Source organism: Enterobacter sp. ENT02 (assembly GCF_019219165.1).
GTDB classification, from domain to species: domain Bacteria; phylum Pseudomonadota; class Gammaproteobacteria; order Enterobacterales; family Enterobacteriaceae; genus Enterobacter; species Enterobacter mori.
The window spans coordinates 177,553-195,294 of sequence record NZ_JAHUWD010000001.1 but is presented as its reverse complement, the minus strand read 5'-3'; the positions used below and the strand labels follow the sequence as shown (position 1 = coordinate 195,294).

The 17,742-nt window shown below is 55.9% G+C and carries 17 protein-coding genes; 2 read left to right on the top strand and 15 right to left on the bottom strand.

Annotated elements, in window-relative coordinates; translation table 11 throughout:
* Positions 1–3: 3 nt before the first annotated feature.
* The 13 genes from KW829_RS00830 to KW829_RS00770 all read right to left on the bottom strand — a co-directional run bounded on the left by KW829_RS00830 (position 4) and on the right by KW829_RS00770 (position 14,230).
* Positions 4–993: a putative FMN-dependent luciferase-like monooxygenase gene (locus KW829_RS00830; RefSeq protein ID WP_218307407.1), complete on the bottom strand. Its 990-nt coding sequence runs from the start codon at positions 991–993 to the stop codon at positions 4–6.
* Complete coding sequence (locus KW829_RS00825; RefSeq protein WP_218307406.1) at positions 990–2,597, bottom strand: ABC transporter ATP-binding protein; 1,608 nt, start codon at positions 2,595–2,597, stop codon at positions 990–992. The genes KW829_RS00830 and KW829_RS00825 overlap by 4 nt, the downstream gene beginning before the upstream one ends.
* A complete protein-coding gene (locus KW829_RS00820) occupies positions 2,594–3,445 on the bottom strand; it encodes an ABC transporter permease (RefSeq protein ID WP_089598521.1) in 852 nt (283 codons plus the stop codon). Before KW829_RS00820 ends, KW829_RS00825 begins: the two co-directional genes overlap by 4 nt.
* Positions 3,442–4,386: an ABC transporter permease gene (locus tag KW829_RS00815; protein ID WP_218307405.1), complete on the bottom strand. Its 945-nt coding sequence runs from the start codon at positions 4,384–4,386 to the stop codon at positions 3,442–3,444. The genes KW829_RS00820 and KW829_RS00815 overlap by 4 nt, the downstream gene beginning before the upstream one ends.
* 10 nt (positions 4,387–4,396) lie before the next feature.
* Positions 4,397–6,016: a TIGR04028 family ABC transporter substrate-binding protein gene (locus KW829_RS00810; protein ID WP_218307404.1), complete on the bottom strand. Its 1,620-nt coding sequence runs from the start codon at positions 6,014–6,016 to the stop codon at positions 4,397–4,399.
* 149 nt (positions 6,017–6,165) lie between these two features.
* The gene (gene adhP, locus KW829_RS00805) at positions 6,166–7,176 is read right to left on the bottom strand and encodes an alcohol dehydrogenase AdhP (RefSeq protein ID WP_010431351.1); all 1,011 of its coding nucleotides are present in this window, start codon (positions 7,174–7,176) and stop codon (positions 6,166–6,168) included.
* Positions 7,177–7,373: 197 nt separating this feature from the next.
* On the bottom strand, positions 7,374–9,086 hold the full coding sequence (locus KW829_RS00800) for an ABC-F family ATP-binding cassette domain-containing protein (RefSeq protein ID WP_218307403.1): 1,713 nt from the start codon (positions 9,084–9,086) through the stop codon (positions 7,374–7,376).
* 523 nt (positions 9,087–9,609) lie between these two features.
* On the bottom strand, positions 9,610–10,092 hold the full coding sequence (locus KW829_RS00795; protein ID WP_182945433.1) for a DUF2778 domain-containing protein: 483 nt from the start codon (positions 10,090–10,092) through the stop codon (positions 9,610–9,612).
* Positions 10,089–10,574: an Hcp family type VI secretion system effector gene (locus KW829_RS00790; RefSeq protein WP_218307402.1), complete on the bottom strand. Its 486-nt coding sequence runs from the start codon at positions 10,572–10,574 to the stop codon at positions 10,089–10,091. The genes KW829_RS00795 and KW829_RS00790 overlap by 4 nt, the downstream gene beginning before the upstream one ends.
* 251 nt (positions 10,575–10,825) lie before the next feature.
* The gene (locus KW829_RS00785; protein WP_089598514.1) at positions 10,826–12,523 is read right to left on the bottom strand and encodes an NAD-dependent malic enzyme; all 1,698 of its coding nucleotides are present in this window, start codon (positions 12,521–12,523) and stop codon (positions 10,826–10,828) included.
* Positions 12,524–12,699: 176 nt separating this feature from the next.
* Positions 12,700–12,837 carry a stationary-phase-induced ribosome-associated protein gene (sra, locus tag KW829_RS00780; RefSeq protein WP_013096533.1) on the bottom strand — a complete coding sequence of 46 codons (138 nt, stop codon included), beginning with the start codon at positions 12,835–12,837 and terminating at the stop codon, positions 12,700–12,702.
* 95 nt (positions 12,838–12,932) lie between these two features.
* Positions 12,933–13,148, bottom strand: coding sequence for a biofilm-dependent modulation protein (gene bdm / locus KW829_RS00775; protein ID WP_010431341.1), 216 nt, complete (start codon positions 13,146–13,148; stop codon positions 12,933–12,935).
* A gap of 230 nt (positions 13,149–13,378) precedes the next feature.
* Positions 13,379–14,230 carry a Vmh family MBL fold metallo-hydrolase gene (locus KW829_RS00770; RefSeq protein WP_042714308.1) on the bottom strand — a complete coding sequence of 284 codons (852 nt, stop codon included), beginning with the start codon at positions 14,228–14,230 and terminating at the stop codon, positions 13,379–13,381.
* Between the two features lie 111 nt (positions 14,231–14,341).
* On the opposite strand from KW829_RS00770, the gene KW829_RS00765 reads away from it, so the two are divergent.
* On the top strand, positions 14,342–15,235 hold the full coding sequence (locus KW829_RS00765; RefSeq protein WP_218307401.1) for a LysR family transcriptional regulator: 894 nt from the start codon (positions 14,342–14,344) through the stop codon (positions 15,233–15,235).
* A 3-nt stretch (positions 15,236–15,238) separates the two neighbouring features.
* Here KW829_RS00765 and KW829_RS00760 read toward each other — a convergent pair whose 3' ends face one another.
* Entirely contained in the window at positions 15,239–16,198 is a 960-nt protein-coding gene (locus tag KW829_RS00760; RefSeq protein WP_089598511.1) for a hypothetical protein, read from the bottom strand.
* 115 nt (positions 16,199–16,313) lie between these two features.
* Between KW829_RS00760 and KW829_RS00755 the strand changes: the two genes are divergently transcribed.
* A complete protein-coding gene (locus tag KW829_RS00755; RefSeq protein ID WP_010431333.1) occupies positions 16,314–16,742 on the top strand; it encodes an OsmC family protein in 429 nt (142 codons plus the stop codon).
* Between the two features lie 24 nt (positions 16,743–16,766).
* Here KW829_RS00755 and KW829_RS00750 read toward each other — a convergent pair whose 3' ends face one another.
* Positions 16,767–17,672, bottom strand: a complete 906-nt coding sequence (locus KW829_RS00750; RefSeq protein WP_218307400.1) for a LysR family transcriptional regulator — start codon at positions 17,670–17,672, stop codon at positions 16,767–16,769.
* Between the last annotated feature and the right edge of the window lie 70 nt (positions 17,673–17,742).

The window sequence follows — 17,742 nt, the reverse complement described above, 5'->3', positions numbered from 1 at the left end:
TCCTCAAACAATGTGGGGGGCGATGTGTTCTGCAATCAATTCAATCGATCGTAGGGTGTCCCGGTGCGAAGGTTCTACCGAATGCACCTGGAATGAGATATCCGTGGCGCGCGCCAGGATGACGTCCGCGTTAAGCGAGTTCAGTACCGTTTCTGGCGACCCGATATGTGCATCGAACTGTCTGCGATAATCCGTGACGGTGTCACCTGTTACCCTGTGTCCCGCCGCGCGATGCTGTTGCGCCTGTCGGGTTAAGCCCGGCGTCGCCACCTTCAGCGCATAGTCATCGCTGTCGGCGACGAACGCCGTACGTGAGGCCAGGATCCGTGGCGCGATACCGGCGGGTAGCGCGTCAAGATAGGCGTCAACAATCGGGTTTTGGATTTGGTCGAGCGTTAAATCTAACTGTTCAGCGGGGCGAGGCTGGGTACGAGACAGCATCAGCCCATGACCGGCCCGCGCGGCGCGCACGGCACCGTCGACGGAGAAGGTGGCGATCCAGATACGGTCGGCCAGCTGTGGCGCAGGCGGATAAAGGTGGTTATCCGGATGGGTCAGTGAGTCCCCGCGCCAGGCGCTTTGGATCGCGTGCAAATGGTCAGCGAAGACCGCGCCGCGTTCTTCAAACGTCAGGCCAAAGGGCAGAAAAGAGGTCGGCGTGCCGCCGGAACCAAAACCGACTTCAAGACGTCCATTGGCGAGTAAATCGAGCACGGCTGCATCTTCTGCGACGCGGAGCGGGTTTTCCATCGGCAGGGTAATGATGGCCGTACCCAGGCGGATGGTTTCGGTATGCGCGGCAACGTGTGCCAAAAACAGCAGCGGCGACGGCAGCCCGCCTTCGTTTTCATGAAAGTGATGCTGCGCAATCCAGGCGCTGTCAAAACCGTGGCGTTCGGCGTGGCGGATCTGTTCGGTTGCCAGTCGATAGCGCTCCTTTGGCGTGGCGTCGTCAAGCAGGCGAGTGAAAAAGCCCAGGCGTTTTCGCGTCATGCGAACTCCTCCGTAGCGGGTGAAAAATGGGGAATAGCGTCGATCAGTTCGCGGGTATAGTCGTTCTGCGGGGCGTTGAACAACGTCTCAACGGCGCCATGCTCGATGACTTTACCGCCCTGCAGCACGGTGACGGTGTGGGCTATGCGGCGAACCGTTGCCAGATCGTGTGTGATGAAGAGATAGGTCAGCCCAAGCTGTTGCTGCAGCTGCTGGAGAAGCGCCAGAATTTGCGCCTGCACGGTAACGTCCAGCGCGGAAGTAGCTTCATCCAGAACGATAAGGGTCGGCTCCAGGATCAGCGCCCGGGCAATGGCCACGCGCTGGCGCTGGCCACCGGAGAGTTCCCGCGCCGTACGCCCCAGCACGTCAAGCGGCAGAGCCACCCGCTGCGCAACCGTCACCACGCGGGTCCTACGCTCCGCTTTATTGAGACGGGCGAAATTTTTCAACGGCTCTTCAATAATCTCAAACAGCGACTGATGCGGATCGAGCGAGGCAAATGGGTTCTGGTAGACGAACTGGATCCTCTGACGCAGCTGTCGACGTGCCTCCCGGCTGAGCGTGGTGGCATCAATATCATCGATAATCACCCGCCCGCTGTCCGCCTGCTCAAACCCGAGCAAAATGCGGGCAAGGGTGGTTTTTCCCGACCCCGATTCGCCGACTAACGCGTGCGTGCTGCCGCGCGTGACGTCAAAACTGACGTCGTCCAGCGCCTGCAGCTGATGCCCTTTACCCAACGAGAACTGCTTGCTGATGGACAGCGCGCGAATGGCAGGCGAGGCCAGCGGACGTCCTGAGACCGGCGCGATAGTCAGACGCTGGCCCTGTAAATCGCTTAACAGCTGGCGGGTATAGGCATGCTGCGGGGCGCGGACGATATCAACGGTCGCGCCGTGCTCCTGCACTTCACCGTGGCGAAACACCAGCAGCCTGTCGGCGCGCTGTGCGGCCAGCGCCAGGTCATGCGTCACAAACAGTACGGCGGTACCGGACTCCCGGCGAAGGGCGTCCAGCAGATCCAGAATGCGCTTTTGCACCGTCACATCCAGCGCGCTGGTCGGCTCGTCGGCAACGATCACGTCCGGTCGCAGGGCAATGGCGATGGCAATCAACACGCGCTGTTTCATACCGCCGGAGAGCTGATGAGGATACTGTTTCATGCGCTGTTCGGGGTGGCTCAACCCCACTTTAGTCAGCAGGGCAAGCACCTGTTCATGACGCTGGGCGTGGGTCACTTTTTGGTGTAGTTCAATTATTTCACCCACCTGCGCACCGATGGTTTTCACCGGGTTGAGGGAATTACCCGGATCCTGCGGGACGAGGCTAATCCGCGCACCACGAAGGGTATCGAGACGTTTAGCTGACCACTGGCTTATCTCCTCGCCGTTGAGGATGATTTTGCCCGCATCACGCCGGGCGTTGTCGGCCAGCAACCCCATGATCGCCTGTGCAGTGCTCGTTTTACCGGATCCTGACTCGCCCACAAACGCCAGCATTTCCCCCCGTTTGAGGGTAAAGCTGACGTTATGCACCACCTCTTGCCACTGGCGAGCGGTGCGGTAGCTAATCGTCAAATTTTCCACTGAGAGAACGGTCATGAGCGACCTCCGCTAAACTGCTGGCTGATACGGTTGGTGGCCAGCACCACGGCGATGACCACCACGCCGGGGAAGGTGGTTAACCACCAGGCGGTTGAGAGATAGTTACGGCCTTCGGCAATCAGTAAACCCCATTCCGGAATGGGGGGCGGAGTGCCATAACCGAGGAAGCTCAGCGTGGACAGCGCCAGGATAGCCTGACCAAACTGCAGCGTGGCGAAGGCGAGGACGGCGGTTAACGAGTTGGGCAGAATGTGTCGCCACAGCACGGCGAAGAACGTTCCGCCGCTGCCGTACGCCGCTTCGACGTAATCCGTGTGACGGATGCGCACGACTTCACCGCGCGCCAGGCGGGCAAAGCTGGCAATCGAGGCGACGCCCACGGCGATGGCGGCGTTGACGGTGCCAAAACCGAGCAGGATGATCACGGTCAGGGAAAGCAGCAGGGACGGAATTGACAGCAATACGTCAACAAAACGCATCAGCAGAGATTCGACGCGCCCGGCGAACGCCCCGGCTACCACGCCCAGCCCGGTGCCGACCAGCAGCCCCATGGTGACGGCGGCCAGCGCGGCGCTCAGCGAATGCGACGCGCCGTAAACAATGCGGGCGTACACGTCGCGGCCAAGCTGATCGGTACCCAGCCAGTGATCGGCCTGCGGAGCCAGACGCTGCGCCCCGGCAATCCCTTCAATCGGGCTGTAGTGGGTAAACAGACCCGGCGCAACGGCGGCGAGCGCAGCGGCGATAATGACCGCCCAGGCCAGCCAGAGTCCCGGCTGCCACTGCAGCCCTTGCCACGTCGGGACGCGTTTGCGCGCGGCGGCAGCGTAATCGACCAGACTCATGAGGCACCTCCGGTAACGGTTTGCAGGCGTGGATCGAAGAGCGGCATCAGCAGATCCACCATCAGGTTAATCAGCACAAAACCGAGCGCAGAAATCATCACCACGGCCTGAAGCACGGCGATATCCTGGTTATTCACCGCCTGCTGGGTCAGCTGTCCCAGCCCGCTGCGGCCGAAAACCGTTTCGGTGATCAACGCCCCGGCAATCAGTTCGCCCAGCAGCAACCCGGCAATGTTCAGGACCGGCAGCAGGGCGTTACCGGTGACGTGACGCCACAGGACGGCGGTTTCGCTCAGTCCTTTGGCCCGGGCGACGGCGACAAACGGCTGCGCCGCCACCTGGTCGAGACTGCGCATCAGAATCTGCGCCAGCGGGGCGGAGATCGGGATGGCGACAGTGACGATCGGCAGGATCAGCCCCTGCAGCGGCGTCGGGTTAATCACCGGGATCAGCCGCAGCTGAAAAGAAAAGAGCTGGATGAGGGCAATCCCCAGCCAGAACGTTGGTAAGGAGATAAACAGGACCGGCAGAGACTGAAGGGTATTACTCAGCCAGCGCAGACCCGGCAGGCGGGAGGCAAAGGCCAGCGCAAACGCCAGCAGGACCGCGAGCACAAACGCGGGCAGAGCGAGGCTCAGGGTGTCCGGCAGGTTGCTGGCAATCAGCTCGCTAACCGGTACGCCAGCCTGCAAGGAGTAGCCGAAATCACCGTGTAGCATAGCAAGCAGCGTATGAAAATATTGCAGCCAGAGCGGGCTGTCCGCGCCGTACGCCACGCGCATTTCCTCGATTTGTGCCGGGCTTAGTCCCAGATCCGGGTTCTGAAATTTGATCAGCACCGCGTCACCCGGCAGCACCTGGAGCAACACGAACGAGAGGGTAAAGGCAGCCCACAATACCAGCAGGCCGTGCCCAAGACGTTGAAGAAGTGCGTGGCGCATCGTCAGCTCCTCAGTGTTTCTCAATCCACGCGCCGTAGAACGACGGGCGACCAACCGCTTCAAAATTCACACCTTTTAACCACGGCGCACCGGCAAAGACCTGCGGCTCCTCGAAAATCGGAATGACATAAGCGTTGTCCAGAAGATAGCGCTGGGCGTCTCCCGTCAGCTGCAGGCGTTTTTGTGGATCGACCTCAGCAGAGATGTTCACCAGCAGTTCATTCAGCTTATCGTCACGGAAGTTTTTGACCTTGTCGCTGGAGCCGCCTTTTTGCAGCAGCGCGTCGCGGTTAGCGGGGTAGAACATGCTTTTCACCACGTCCGGATCGGCACGGCCCACTTCGGAGACGGTCAGCGGGGTTTTCAGCGGGTCAAGGTTATCCAGCGTGCGGCTGCCTGCGTCACCGGCTTTGACGCTCAGCGCCACGCCCACCTGTCGCCACTGCTGGGCAACCAGCTGCAGTACCTCTTTGTTTTGCGGCTGCGGCAGGGATTCATATACCGTCAATGCCAGACGTTGACCGTCTTTTGCGCGGATCCCGTCGCTTCCCGCTTTCCAGCCCGCCTCGTCCAGCAGCCGGTTGGCTTTAGCCGGGTCAAAGGTCAATTTATCGCTGAGATCGACAAAGCCAGCGGCGGAATCGGCAATCACCGACTTCGCCTGTGGGTAGTTAGGCGAGAAGAGGGTCTCGACCACCTGTTTTGCATTGGTGGCATGCAACAGTGCCTGGCGCACGCGTATATCGGATACCAGCGGGTTATCCGGGCGGAAGCTGATACTGTCATTCACCCCGCGCGTAGGCGCTGCGTAGATTTTATAGCCCTGATCGGTCGCCTGCTTTTCGTCATACGCCTGCACCTGGCGAATAAAGTCGGCCTGACCCGCCAGCAGAGCGCCGACGCGCACGCTGTCTTCCTGGGTGACGATAAACTTGATGCCGTCGAGATTCGCTGGCCCCTGTTGCGCCAGGCTTTTCGGTCCCCACTGGTAGTCTTTGCGGGCTTCCAGCGTCACTTCGCGTCCGAGCTTTTCGTCTTTAACCACAAACGGCCCGGAGCCAACGATATGGCGGGCATCACCCAGCTCTTCGAAGTTGCGCTTCAGCGTGCTGAGCGAGACCAGCCCAGAGCCAATGGTGGCAGTGCCCTGCAGGAACCCCGGCGATGGTTTTTTGAAGTAGAACTTCACGGTCAGCGGATCGACCACTTCACTGTGATCGTAGTTATTGATCACTTCTGACACCGGCAGGCGCTGCGCCTTATTGCCTAAACCGTAGGTATCAAAATTTTTCGCCACGGCGCTGGCGTCCACTGGCGTGCCGTCGGAGAAGGTGATGCCGGGCCGAAGCTTAAAGGTGTATTCGGTTTTATCGGCGTTGGTGGTCCAGCTTTCTGCCACCCAGGGTTCCACCTGCAGCGTTTTCGGGTTCTGCCACGTCAGCTTGTCGGTGATTTGATTCAGAATGCCGCCGTTCGGGTAAAAGCCACCGGCGGGCGGGTAGAGGTTAGTGTGCGCCTGTTGCTCCAGATAGATCAGCGTGCCGCCTTTGACGGGCGCTTCTGCTGCCCAGGCTGTTGTTGTCGCCAGAATCAGCGCCGTCAGCAGCGGCAGACGAAATGGGGTTTGCATGGTGAATTCCTTTGTTATCTTCTTGTTAGCGTCGGATTCATCATCGGGCGCGGGGGAAAACAAGGGAACAAAGGAATTAAGATAAGGATTGCCGGAAAATGGCTATAAAAAAACCGCCCCGGAGAGGAGCGGTGATGAAAGATGATCGGTTATGAACGCAGGTCGATCACCATACGGCCGCGGATCTGGCCCTGTTCCATCTCTTTAAAGATGGCGTTGATATCCTCAAGCGGACGCATCGTCACTTTCGGCACAACCTTACCCTCAGCGGCGAACTGGAAGGCTTCCTGCAGATCCTGACGGGTGCCGACAAGCGAACCGACCACCTGAATGCCGTCCAGCACCAGGCGCGGAATGTCGAGGCTCATCGCTTCCGGCGGCAGGCCAACCGCGACCACGCGGCCACCGGCACGCACGGCATCAACGGCTGAGTTGAATGCGGCTTTTGCGACGGCAGTAACGACTGCGGCATGTGCGCCGCCCGTTTTCTCTTGCACAATTTTCGCGGCATCTTCGCTGCGGGAGTTGATGGTCAAATCTGCACCCATGCTGGCCGCCAGCTTCAGCTGTTCGTCGTTAACGTCAAGGGCGATGACTTTGGCGTTAAAGACGTTTTTAGCGTACTGCAGCGCGAGGTTGCCCAGCCCGCCCAGACCATAAATAGCAATCCACTGGCCCGGTTTGATTCCAGACACTTTCACCGCTTTGTAGGTGGTCACGCCGGCGCAGGTGATGCTGCTGGCCGCTGCAGAATCCAGACCGTCCGGCACTTTGACGGCGTAGTCAGCGGTGACGATGCACTCTTCCGCCATGCCGCCGTCAACGGAGTAACCGGCGTTTTTCACGTCACGGCACAGGGTTTCGTTGCCGGTATTACAATATTCGCAGTGGCCACAGCCTTCGAAAAACCACGCCACGCTGGCACGGTCGCCAACTTTCAGTGATTTCACGCCGGGACCGATTTCCTTCACGATGCCAATCCCTTCATGGCCCAGGATCACCCCGGTTTTATCGCCGAAATCGCCGTTCTTAACGTGGAGGTCGGTATGGCATACGCCACAGCACTCCATCTTCAGCAGGGCTTCCCCGTGCTTTAGCGGGCGTAAGGTTTTTTCGGTAACGTTGACCTGGTGGTCCTGTGTGACAACAGCAGCCTTCATGTGTATCTCCTTGTTCATGATAAGAATCTGCATAGCAGGTGTAATACCCCTTAAGGATTAATACATTAGCCTGGTAATGCAAGGCTGCCGCAACATAATGTCATCATTTGATTCGATTTCAGATTAAGAATACGGCGATCCTCTAATAATTAAGGGGGGGAAATGCTGGCCCGGCGAGGTGCTCGCCGGGCGCAGACTCACAGCTGTGCTTCTATCTCCTCAATCTCTTTACGCCATTGCGCCTGCAGCTGCGGCTTTTGATGCTTCGGCTTGCGCGCCAGATCGTCTTCCAGCAGCGTTTCCAGCGCGACCAGCCGTTCGAGCAGATCGTCATACGGCGAGGGTTGAACTGTCTCAGCGGCGATGACAGGCGCGGTGGGTGTCACCAGACCCGCGCTTTCACGCATCCGCTCAAACACCGCTTCGGCATCGTGCCATTCGCTCAGCGTTCCCTCTTCAATCAGCCAGAAACGGTTGCAGCTTTGGCTGATTAACTGGCGGTCATGGCTGACCAGCAGCACGCCGCCTTCGAACTGCTGAAGGGTTTCTGCCAGCGCCGCTTTGCCTTCCATATCAAGGTGGTTGGTCGGCTCATCCAGCATCAGCAGGCTATAGCGGGCAAGCGTCAGGCCAACGAACAGCAGGCGAGAGCGCTCGCCGCCGCTGAGCGTGCTGACGGTTTGTCCGTGACGCGCCCACGGGAAACCCGCGCTTATCAGCGCCATTTTGCGGTTCTGCGGATCCGGTGCGAACGGCTCCAGTGCGTCAAGCAGCGTGGCAGAGTCCGGAAGTTGATTAAGCGTTTGGTCGTAATAGCCTGGCGACACGCGCGGATGGATTTTCAGCCCGCTTCCTGCGGGCTCATCGGCAAATTGTTGCCAGATAAGCCTCATCAGCGACGATTTGCCGCAGCCGTTACGACCGACAATCGCCACGCGATCGCCGCTTTTCAGCCGTGCCATTTCGATGTTAAACAGTGCCGGTAGCCCGGGCGCAGGCGGGACGTCGAGGTTTTCCAGTTCCAGTAGACGGTCTGCCCGCAGCGCGTCGCCGCGCAGGGTTAACGTCCACTGACTGCCCGCCGTGAGCGCCGTCTGGCTCTCCCTGAGCCGTTCGACCTGTTTTTCCATCTGTTTGGCTTTGCGGGCAAGGTCTTCGTTGTCGTAGACCTTTCCCCAGGTTGCCAGCCGCCTGGCGCTGGCGGTGACGCGGTCGATCTCCTTTTGCTCCGCTTTGTGGCGCTGCGCGTCGCTTTCATCTTTTGCTTCAAGCGCCTTGCGTGCCGCCGTGCAGGGAAGGGCAAAGTAGTGCAGCATCTTATCGCGCAGGATCCAGCTGCCGTTGGTGACGGCATCCAGCAGCTGTCTGTCGTGCGAGACCAGCACGAAGCTCCCTGGCCAGTTCTGCAGGAATTGTTCCAGCCACAGCAGGGTCGGTAAATCGAGGTGGTTGCTCGGTTCGTCCAGCAGGAGCAGATCCGGATCGTGAATCAACGCTCGTGCCAGTAGCAGACGCGTATGCTGCCCGCCGCTGAGCGTTGCGGATTGCAGCATCATATCCTGCGGCGTAAAGCCCATGCTTGCCAGCAGCGTTTCGGCTTTCCAGCGCAGGCTGTCGCGCTCAGCAAAAGGCAGCTGTGCGAGTACGGCATCCAGCATGGTCAGCGGGAAAATGGCGTCCGGGAGATGTTGCTCAACGCGCGCCATCAGGCAGTGCCCGGCCAGCGCTACCGTTCCGACAGCAGGGGAATCTGTTCCGTCCAGCACCTTCAGCAACGTACTTTTGCCGCAGCCGTTGTCGCCCAGCAGGCCAATGCGGTCGCCTTTTTTCAGCGTAAAGGAGAGTGAGTCGAAGAGCGTGCCAAACGCCGTATCAACGCGTAAAGATTGTGCAGTGAGTAAAGTGCTCATTGTTGCTTACCCAAGAGTTACAGGCATGTTTATGCCTCGTCAAACATCGCTGACGATAACTCAGTAAGCCCGAGAGAAGGGATTTCAGGGGTTGGTGTCTTCGCTCAAGCAGAAGTTATCGCAGCACGATACCGATAACGCTTGAGCTGGTGCGATCACCAAATGTATGTGAAACATTGAAAATTTCACGATACAGCATAATTGGCCTCCTTATATGTTTTGAGTTTGTAGGTGACTATCACTATACAACGTTTCTTTGCATATACCAAACAGAGGGGCAGCAGTGCTGCCCAGGATTATCTTTTTCGTATAAAAACATATAGGGCTAGTGTGAGAACTGACGCAATGAATGTGGCTATACCGAAAAAAAGGTACAGAACAAAATCCATGATCAATTCGTCGCCATATATTTCAAAATGCTCCGCAAAAGAGTATTGCGCTTCCGGTGGAATAACTTTATATAGTGTGAGTAGTGAAAGAAACACTGCCGTACACCATAGCAGTGCCAGTAGTACCACCTTCATTAATAAACCTGCACAACGCCATGAGCAATCATATAGTTTCCCAGTTGCTGCCCTCCCGTTCGAAGCAAGGCTGATGCCAGAACCTTAAAATCGCTCTGACTGTAAAGCGTGATACATCCCTTACTTAATCCAGATGGTCCGATAGGGTGCAATCTGAATTCTCCTCGCCTTATCCCGTTCACAAAAGTCTCATCATTTATCAATCCGTCATCGCGATACAAAGCAAACCACTCGCTCCGATTGGAACCCGTGAAAAATGCATTGACACTGTCCTTTGTTTGAGTATACCAACCACCTAATCCACGCAATAGTATGAAATATCGGCCCGGAGGGAGAGGGCCTATGTCGGGTAGAGACGCGCTTTCGGGACGATTTGTTGCATTACCATTCCCAGAAAATGCAGGGAAAAAACCCACACCGGGCACAGACAATGTTGCATACTTACCGCCGTTAAGGTGGAAATAACACTGCAGGAGGTTCATGAACGATCATTCCATGAATCAGCGAAGATGATATTACCGTCACAATGCCGCCACGTGATTTTCTCATAGCGTAGGGAAATATTTTCAAGATGGTTATGTTTTTCCATCGCTGGATTTTTTACGTCATGCATTACCGGGCATATTGAGACAACTTTAACGTTCTCCAGATACATGTTGAAGTACTCGACCTCCTGACCAGCATCATTGATCTTATACCACTTAAACTCGGCACTTTTCAGCGTTTGGCCTTTTGCCACGGCCTTGTATAAATAAGGGCTAGAACTGTCAAACTCCTTTTCAAATACCAGCGCACTATGAACGCGTGTACCCGTTATTTTTCCTGTCATGTTATCTGTTGGCAGATGCAGCCCATGACCGAACCCTAATATCTCGATACTTCCCTCGCGATCTTTTACATCAACAGCGCCTTTGATATCTGCGCCGCCGTCATCTTTAAGCCAAAGGTATGCCGGAATTGCCATTTCAAAACTCCTTTTTCAATTAATGAATTTAGTGATGCGGAACGTTACTAAACCTTTAAAAGAAATTGTTTATTAGGCAAGGAATGCTATGCAAAATATTTATATTTCAATGAGATATGTATTATTGTTGGAGTATTGATTTTCAAAATAATGTTATGGGGAATGCTGTAGAAGCGGCAAACAAAATCAAGGGAGTAGGGTGTTGACATCCCCTCTCCCTTTTGAGGAGAGGGAACGGTCGGCGTGCAGAATTAAATCGAGGTACGGCGATAGCTGCGGTATTCAGGCTTCCAGAAGTTGTCGTCGATGGCCTGCTGCAGCGCGTCGGCAGAGGTTTTCACCGCCACGCCCTGCTGCTGCGCCATTTTACCTACCGCAAATGCGATAGCGCGTGACACCTTGTGAATGTCTTTCAGCTCTGGCAGCACCAGACCTTCGCCGTCATTGACCAGCGGAGAGTGGCCCGCCAGGGTTTCGCTTGCCGACATCAGCATTTCGTCGGTAATGCGGGATGCGCCGGAGGCGATCACGCCCAGACCAATGCCCGGGAAGATGTAGGAGTTGTTGCACTGGGCAATCGGATAGGTTTTATCCTTCCACACCACCGGATCGAACGGACTGCCGGTCGCGACCAGCGCGTTACCTTCGGTCCAGGCGATGATGTCCTGCGGCGTCGCTTCCACGCGCGAGGTCGGGTTAGACAGCGGCATCACGATAGGGCGTTCGCAGTGCTTGTGCATCTCGCGGATGATCTCTTCGGTAAAGAGACCGGTTTGTCCGGAAACGCCGATCAGAATATCCGGCTTCACGTTGCGCACCACGTCCAGCAGGGAAAGAACTTCGTTGTCGGTATCCCAGTTTTTCAGGTTTTCGCGCTTCTGCACCAGCTTGGTCTGGAAGGGCAGCAGGTTCGGCATACCGTCGGTCAGCAGGCCGAAACGGTCAACCATAAAGACGCGGGAGCGGGCCAGCTCTTCGCTTAACCCTTCACGCTGCGTCTGGGCGATAATCTGCTCGGCAATACCACAGCCCGCAGAGCCTGCACCCAGGAAGACGATTTTCTGGTAGCTCAGCTGGCTACCGGCTGCGCGGCTGGCAGCGATCAGCGTGCCTACGGTCACCGAGGCGGTGCCCTGGATATCGTCGTTGAACGAGCAGATCTCATCCCGATAACGGTTCAGCAGCGGCATCGCGTTCTTCTGCGCAAAGTCTTCGAACTGCAAGAGTACGTCCGGCCAACGCTGTTTCACGGCCTGGATGAAGTCGTCGACAAACTGATAGTACTCATCGTCGGTTATACGCGGATGACGCCAGCCCATGTAAAGCGGATCGTTCAACAGCTGCTGGTTATTGGTTCCGACATCCAACACCACCGGCAGGGTATACGCCGGGCTGATGCCACCGCAGGCGGTATACAAGGAGAGCTTGCCGATTGGGATCCCCATCCCACCAATGCCCTGGTCACCAAGACCCAGAATACGTTCGCCGTCGGTCACCACGATGACTTTAATATTGTGGTTTGGCACGTTCTGCAGAATATCGTCCATGTTGTGACGGTTCTGATAAGAGATAAATACCCCACGGGAACGACGATAGATCTCAGAGAAACGTTCACAGGCGGCACCCACCGTCGGGGTGTAGATCACCGGCATCATCTCTTCGAGATGGTTTTGCACCAGGCGATAGAAAAGGGTTTCGTTGGTGTCCTGGATGTTGCGCAGGTAGATGTGTTTGTCGATTTCCGTCTTGAAGCCCTGATACTGGATCCAGGCGCGCTCTGCCTGTTCTTCAATGGTTTCAACCACTTCAGGCAAGAGGCCAAGCAGGTTAAAGCTGCCGCGCTCTTCCATGCTGAAGGCGCTGCCTTTGTTAAGCAGGGGAAATTCGAGTAAAACGGGTCCGGCGTATGGGATGTATAAGGAACGATGTTTTTTCAGTTTGTTGTCCATGTCACTCACTCTTTTTATGAAGATCCGTCCCTGACACTGCTGTTTGTCATCTTTCTGGCCTGTGCTACGGGGTGCGGTCGGGCGGTATTATAAAGGAGCTAAATATTAATTACCGCAACACATAAACAAAAACACCATCGGGATTACCGATGGTGTCGTAAATATCTTACTGGAACTTACTTGCCTGCGTGGCGTTTTCTGCCCGTGGCGTGGGTGACCTGCGTTTCACTGTCGCCCTCAATCACCACTTTACGTTGGTTTGAAAGCTTGTAGTTCAGTCCCAGAATATGGCGTGCCTGACGGTTCGATTTCATGTTAACTCCTCAATCCTGTTGATAGTTTTAAGGACAAGCTTGCTTACGCAAACGAAATGTAACCCCTTAGGTTGCAGATCCAGCTTAGCAGGTTTTTACAAAGGTGCGTTTCGCCCGCTAACAACATAGTTAATGGTCTGCTGGTAGATGTCACTGAGGATGTCATTGTCTGTGGATTCCACCCACTTGGTCAGTTCCATCAAAATGTCATCTTCAGTCACAGCACCGTGCTCGGCGTGAAGACCCTGCGCAATGGCGTTAACGAGTTCCGGTTGTGCTGCTGTAGTATTTGCCGGGTAATAAGTAAACATGCTGCCTCCGTGTCGTTGTCTGTTTAATGTTACGGCGTGCAAAAATATAATTCACATTCAGAATGGCAAATATTTCCGGCGCTGTGTGTAAGATTCATCTTAGAATTAAAAAAGTCATAAGTGCATGCTTTTATGTGCTTTTAAAAAGAAGGGGGAATCAATGGGAGAGTGGGTAGATATTTGCTGGTTGCTCCTGCTATCACGGAAATATAGCAGGAGCAGAGTTTAACTTACCACTTCATTTCGCCGGTATTCACCTTAGCGCTTAACTCAAGAGAACTGACTTCGGCCAGGTCCGGCTGCTGTTTTTTCATCGCGGCAATCACGCCAGCAGAATCCTTATGCTTAGCCAATGCCTGTTCAAACTGCTGCAGATACGTGCGGGTAAAGTCGATAGCGCCGGTTCCGGCAGGCGGCGTACCGAGGTAGTGGCCCGGGATCACGCGCTCTGGCTTGTGCGCGGCCATATTATCCAGGGTTTCCTGCCACTGCTGACGGCGAGCCGACGTTTGGGTATCCGCTGTCCAGACGTGAATGCCCCAGGAGACGCCGGTGCCGCCGAGGATAGTCTTCGCTGACGGGATCCACACATAGGCCGCGTAGCTGTCTGGCTCCTCAATATCGATCTTTTCTCCATCAACCATAAACGTGGTGGACGCGAGCACCTGAGGGACAACCAGTTCCGTTGGCGCGCCATCTTTCATCTGCGGACCCCAGAAGGCGAGTTTGGCGTCTTTGGTGGCTTTGATATGGTCAACCACATGCTGCGTGGCCACCACTTTGGCATTCGGGAAAGCTTTCACCAGCGGCTGAAGGCCAAAATAGAAATCCGGATCGCCGGAGGTGATCACAATCTTGTTCAGTGTTTTCCCGCTTTTGCGGATTTTTTCTACCAGCGCTTCGCCATCTTTCACGCTGAACTGCGCGTCAAACAGCACCGCCTCTTTCGGGCCGGAGACCAGCGTGGAGGAGACCGCAAAAATGCCTTTTTCCTGCGGGTTATAGGTATCAATGGTTAACGGCGCGGCAAACACAGCCGGAGTAAAAAGGGTGGAAAGCAGGGCAAGGTGAGTGAATTTCATGCTGTTGTCTCTGTTGTTCAGGAATATCGCTATTGTACGGATATTCGCATTTGCCAGAATTCCTGAAACAAGACATGCTTTGTTTCATAAATCGAGCAAATGGAGTGTTGTATGGATCGCGTTATTGCTGCTCAGGTCTATAACCGAATATGCGAGCTGGGGAGCCTGAGCGCGGCAGCCCGCGCGCTGGGTATTTCTCGCCCAATGGTCAGCCGCTATCTGGAACAGATGGAAAAGTGGGCGGGAACGCGGCTGGTAAACCGCTCGACGCGCAAGCTGACGCTGACGGCGGCAGGGGAAAAGGTGCTGCAAAAAACGCGCACGCTTTCGCAGCTGTCGCAGGAAATTGAAGATCAGTCGGCAAAAGATTTGCCTTCAGGCACGCTGCGGGTGGCCTGCGCGCATTTTACCGCTATGCACATTATCGCGCCGGTGCTGCCCGATCTGCTGTCCCGGTTTCCGCAGCTGCGCGTTGAGCTGGACGTGAACAACCATCCGGTGAGCCTTGTCGGAGAACGGATTGACGTGGCGATTCGCATCACGGATAACCCGGAGCCGGGAATGATTGCCCGCAGGCTGGGTGAGTGCCGCTCCGTACTCTGTGCATCGCCGCAGTATCTCGCTACCCACGGCACGCCAGTACATGCGGATGACTTAGCGCAGCACAACTGTCTGCACTACAGCTTTTTCGCTGGCCAGTCGTGGCACTTCCTGACGCCGGAAGGGGAAAACGTCAGCGTCGCCGTAAGCGGCAACCTCAGCGCCAGCATCTCATCGTTGTTGATGGATGCGGCAGAGAAGCACTGCGGCATTGCGATGCTGCCAGAGCAGGAAGCACACGCCGCGATTGAGCAGGGTACGCTGGTCCCGTTGCTGAGCGGGCTGAAACCCAAAACCTTAGCCATCCACGGTATTTATCAGTCCCGGGAATATCAGCCCGCAGCACTGCGCGTCTTTCTGGACGAAATTGTGCGCTATCTGTCAAACGACGCGCGGCAGGGCTGATGGCTATTTCGCATTCAGCCAGGGGGATGACGTGCTCCAGAAGATGATATCAGCGCCGAGATAATTCTCTGCAAACTGCACAAACTCATTTTTAGTGAACGGGTTACCGGTCGCCGGGTTGCGGTAGGTCAGGGTTGGCTCCTGAACGGCCATGGCGACGAGGGCCAGTTTACCTTTGTACTGATTGAAGAACGGATAAGCGTTCTTCATGTGTGCCTTGCGGTTGGGAACGATATCCGGGCCGCCGAGGCCAATGTTATTGGCGCTGGCAAAGGCAAACAGGCGTCCCATGTAATTGCGATCGTTATTCCACTCGCACGGCCAGAAGTTGACATACTGCACGACATGGGATTGGCTGAATGCCTTTCGCGCATAGGCCAGGTTTTCCATTTCTCCGGCAAAATAGCTATCACATGAAAATCCCTTTGGTGGTTTTTTCTCGTCAAGATCTATCGCCGTTTCGGGGAGATTCACGCCATACACCCGGCCATCAAATTGCTTAGCAATGGCCGCCAGTAGCGCCTGGTACCGCTGGCGCACGGCGGGATCCCACTGTTGAGCTACCCAGCCCGAGCCAACCGGTTTACCTTCCCCTGGGTTATCAAACTGCGGCGCAATGCCGCCGCCATATTGCTTATCCTTCATCAGATAGTCAGGAACATAGCGGGCATCTTTTTCGAAAAAACGATCCTGAATTTGAATAAAGAGTTTTTTATTGGCGGCCTTGAGGCGCGCCAGATCCTGTTCAATCTGCGAGAAGTCATAGCTGTCCTTCTCTTTTTCCAGCGCGCGCCAGCTGTAGACGATCTGCACACCACCGATGTCGCTTCGCGCAATGAGAGGGAACGCCGCGTCGAGATCGCCTGAACTGGTATAAATAAAGTTTTCCGGCGTCTTTGCCAGCAGAGACAGCGACATAGCCAGCGTCGTTACCGCGAGGGCCATCCTGATTTTTAGTGTCATATGTTTATCCTTGTTGTCGGTAGGGCAGAGGTAAGTTACGGAATTGTCTGGGTTCAGGAGAGTGCCAGAGGCATAGTCTATACTTAACCCTTTGTAAGCCAAAAGGAGAGCAAGAATGACGATTCATAAGCACGGTTCGGCACACTGGTCTGGTGACATCAAATCAGGAAAAGGGACGGTTTCAACGGAAAGTGGCGTCCTGAATCAACAACCTTACGGCTTTAACACCCGTTTTGAAGGCGCTAAGGGCACGAACCCGGAAGAGTTGATTGGCGCAGCGCACGCCGCCTGTTTCTCAATGGCGCTGTCGCTGATGATTGGTGAAGCGGGCTTCACCGCGGATTCCATTGACACCACGGCGGATGTCTCACTGGACAAGGCCGACGGTGGTTTTGCGATCACAAAAATTGCGCTAACCAGTAAGGTTACCGTACCGGGTATTGACCCGCAGAAATTCGACGGCATCATCCAGAAGGCCAAAGCTGGATGCCCGGTATCGCAGGTATTAAAAGCGGAAATCACGCTGGACTATAAGCTCAACTAAGTCTAAAGCCGGGCGCCCGCCCGGCTAGCCCTTCAACGCTGTCGGGAACACGTCACCCAGCCACGTAATAAATGCCTGCAGGCGATGCGTCAGATGCCGGTTCTGCGGATAAACCACGTGAAAAGGATAATCCGCAGGACGCCATTCCTGAAGGATTTCAACTAACGATCCGGTTCTCAAAGAGGAACGGGCCGCGTAGCCAAACGTCTGAATAATTCCCAGCCCCGCGACCGCCGCCGCCAGGTGCGCATTGCTTTCGTTTACCCCAAGATAGTGCGGCACGCTGATGTCCAGCGCCTCGCCGTTTTCTCTGAAGCGAAAAGGAAACGCCCGTCCGGTTACGGGTGAGAGATAGCTCACCAGCTTGTGCCCATTGCGCAGCTCTTGCGGGTACGCGGGAATGCCGTGACGCTTCAAATAGTCGGGTGACGCACAGGTCACCCTTTCCGCCTCCCCGATGCGGCGGGCGATCAGCGTTGAATCATCAAGCGGGCCACCGCGGATCACGCAGTCCACGTTGCCGCCTATCAAATCTACCGGGCGGTCAGCCACGCCCAGATCGATGCGAATATCCGGATACCGCTGCATAAAGTCCGGCAGCAGGGGGATCAGCACGTCACGCGCGGTGGAGCCGCCGACGTCAATACGCAAATGCCCTTTGGGCGTACAGCAGGAGGCGCGAAACGAGGTGTCGATATCCTCAATATCAATCAGCACCCGCATGGCTTTTTCATAGTATTCCGTCCCCTCCAGCGTCGTCACGACGCGGCGGGTCGTCCGGTGCAGCAGCCTCGTTTCCAGATGCGTTTCCAGCGATTTAACCAGCTTGCTTAGCGTGGCGATCGGCATGTTCAGAGAATCTGCCGCACGCGTGAAGCTGCCGGATTCGACGACTCGCGTAAACGCCCGCATCGCCAGTAATTGATCCATGCGATCCCCCGGATTATTTCTCTGTGTGAATAGTCATTTTCATTTTTGCCCATTTTTCACCAATAACGCC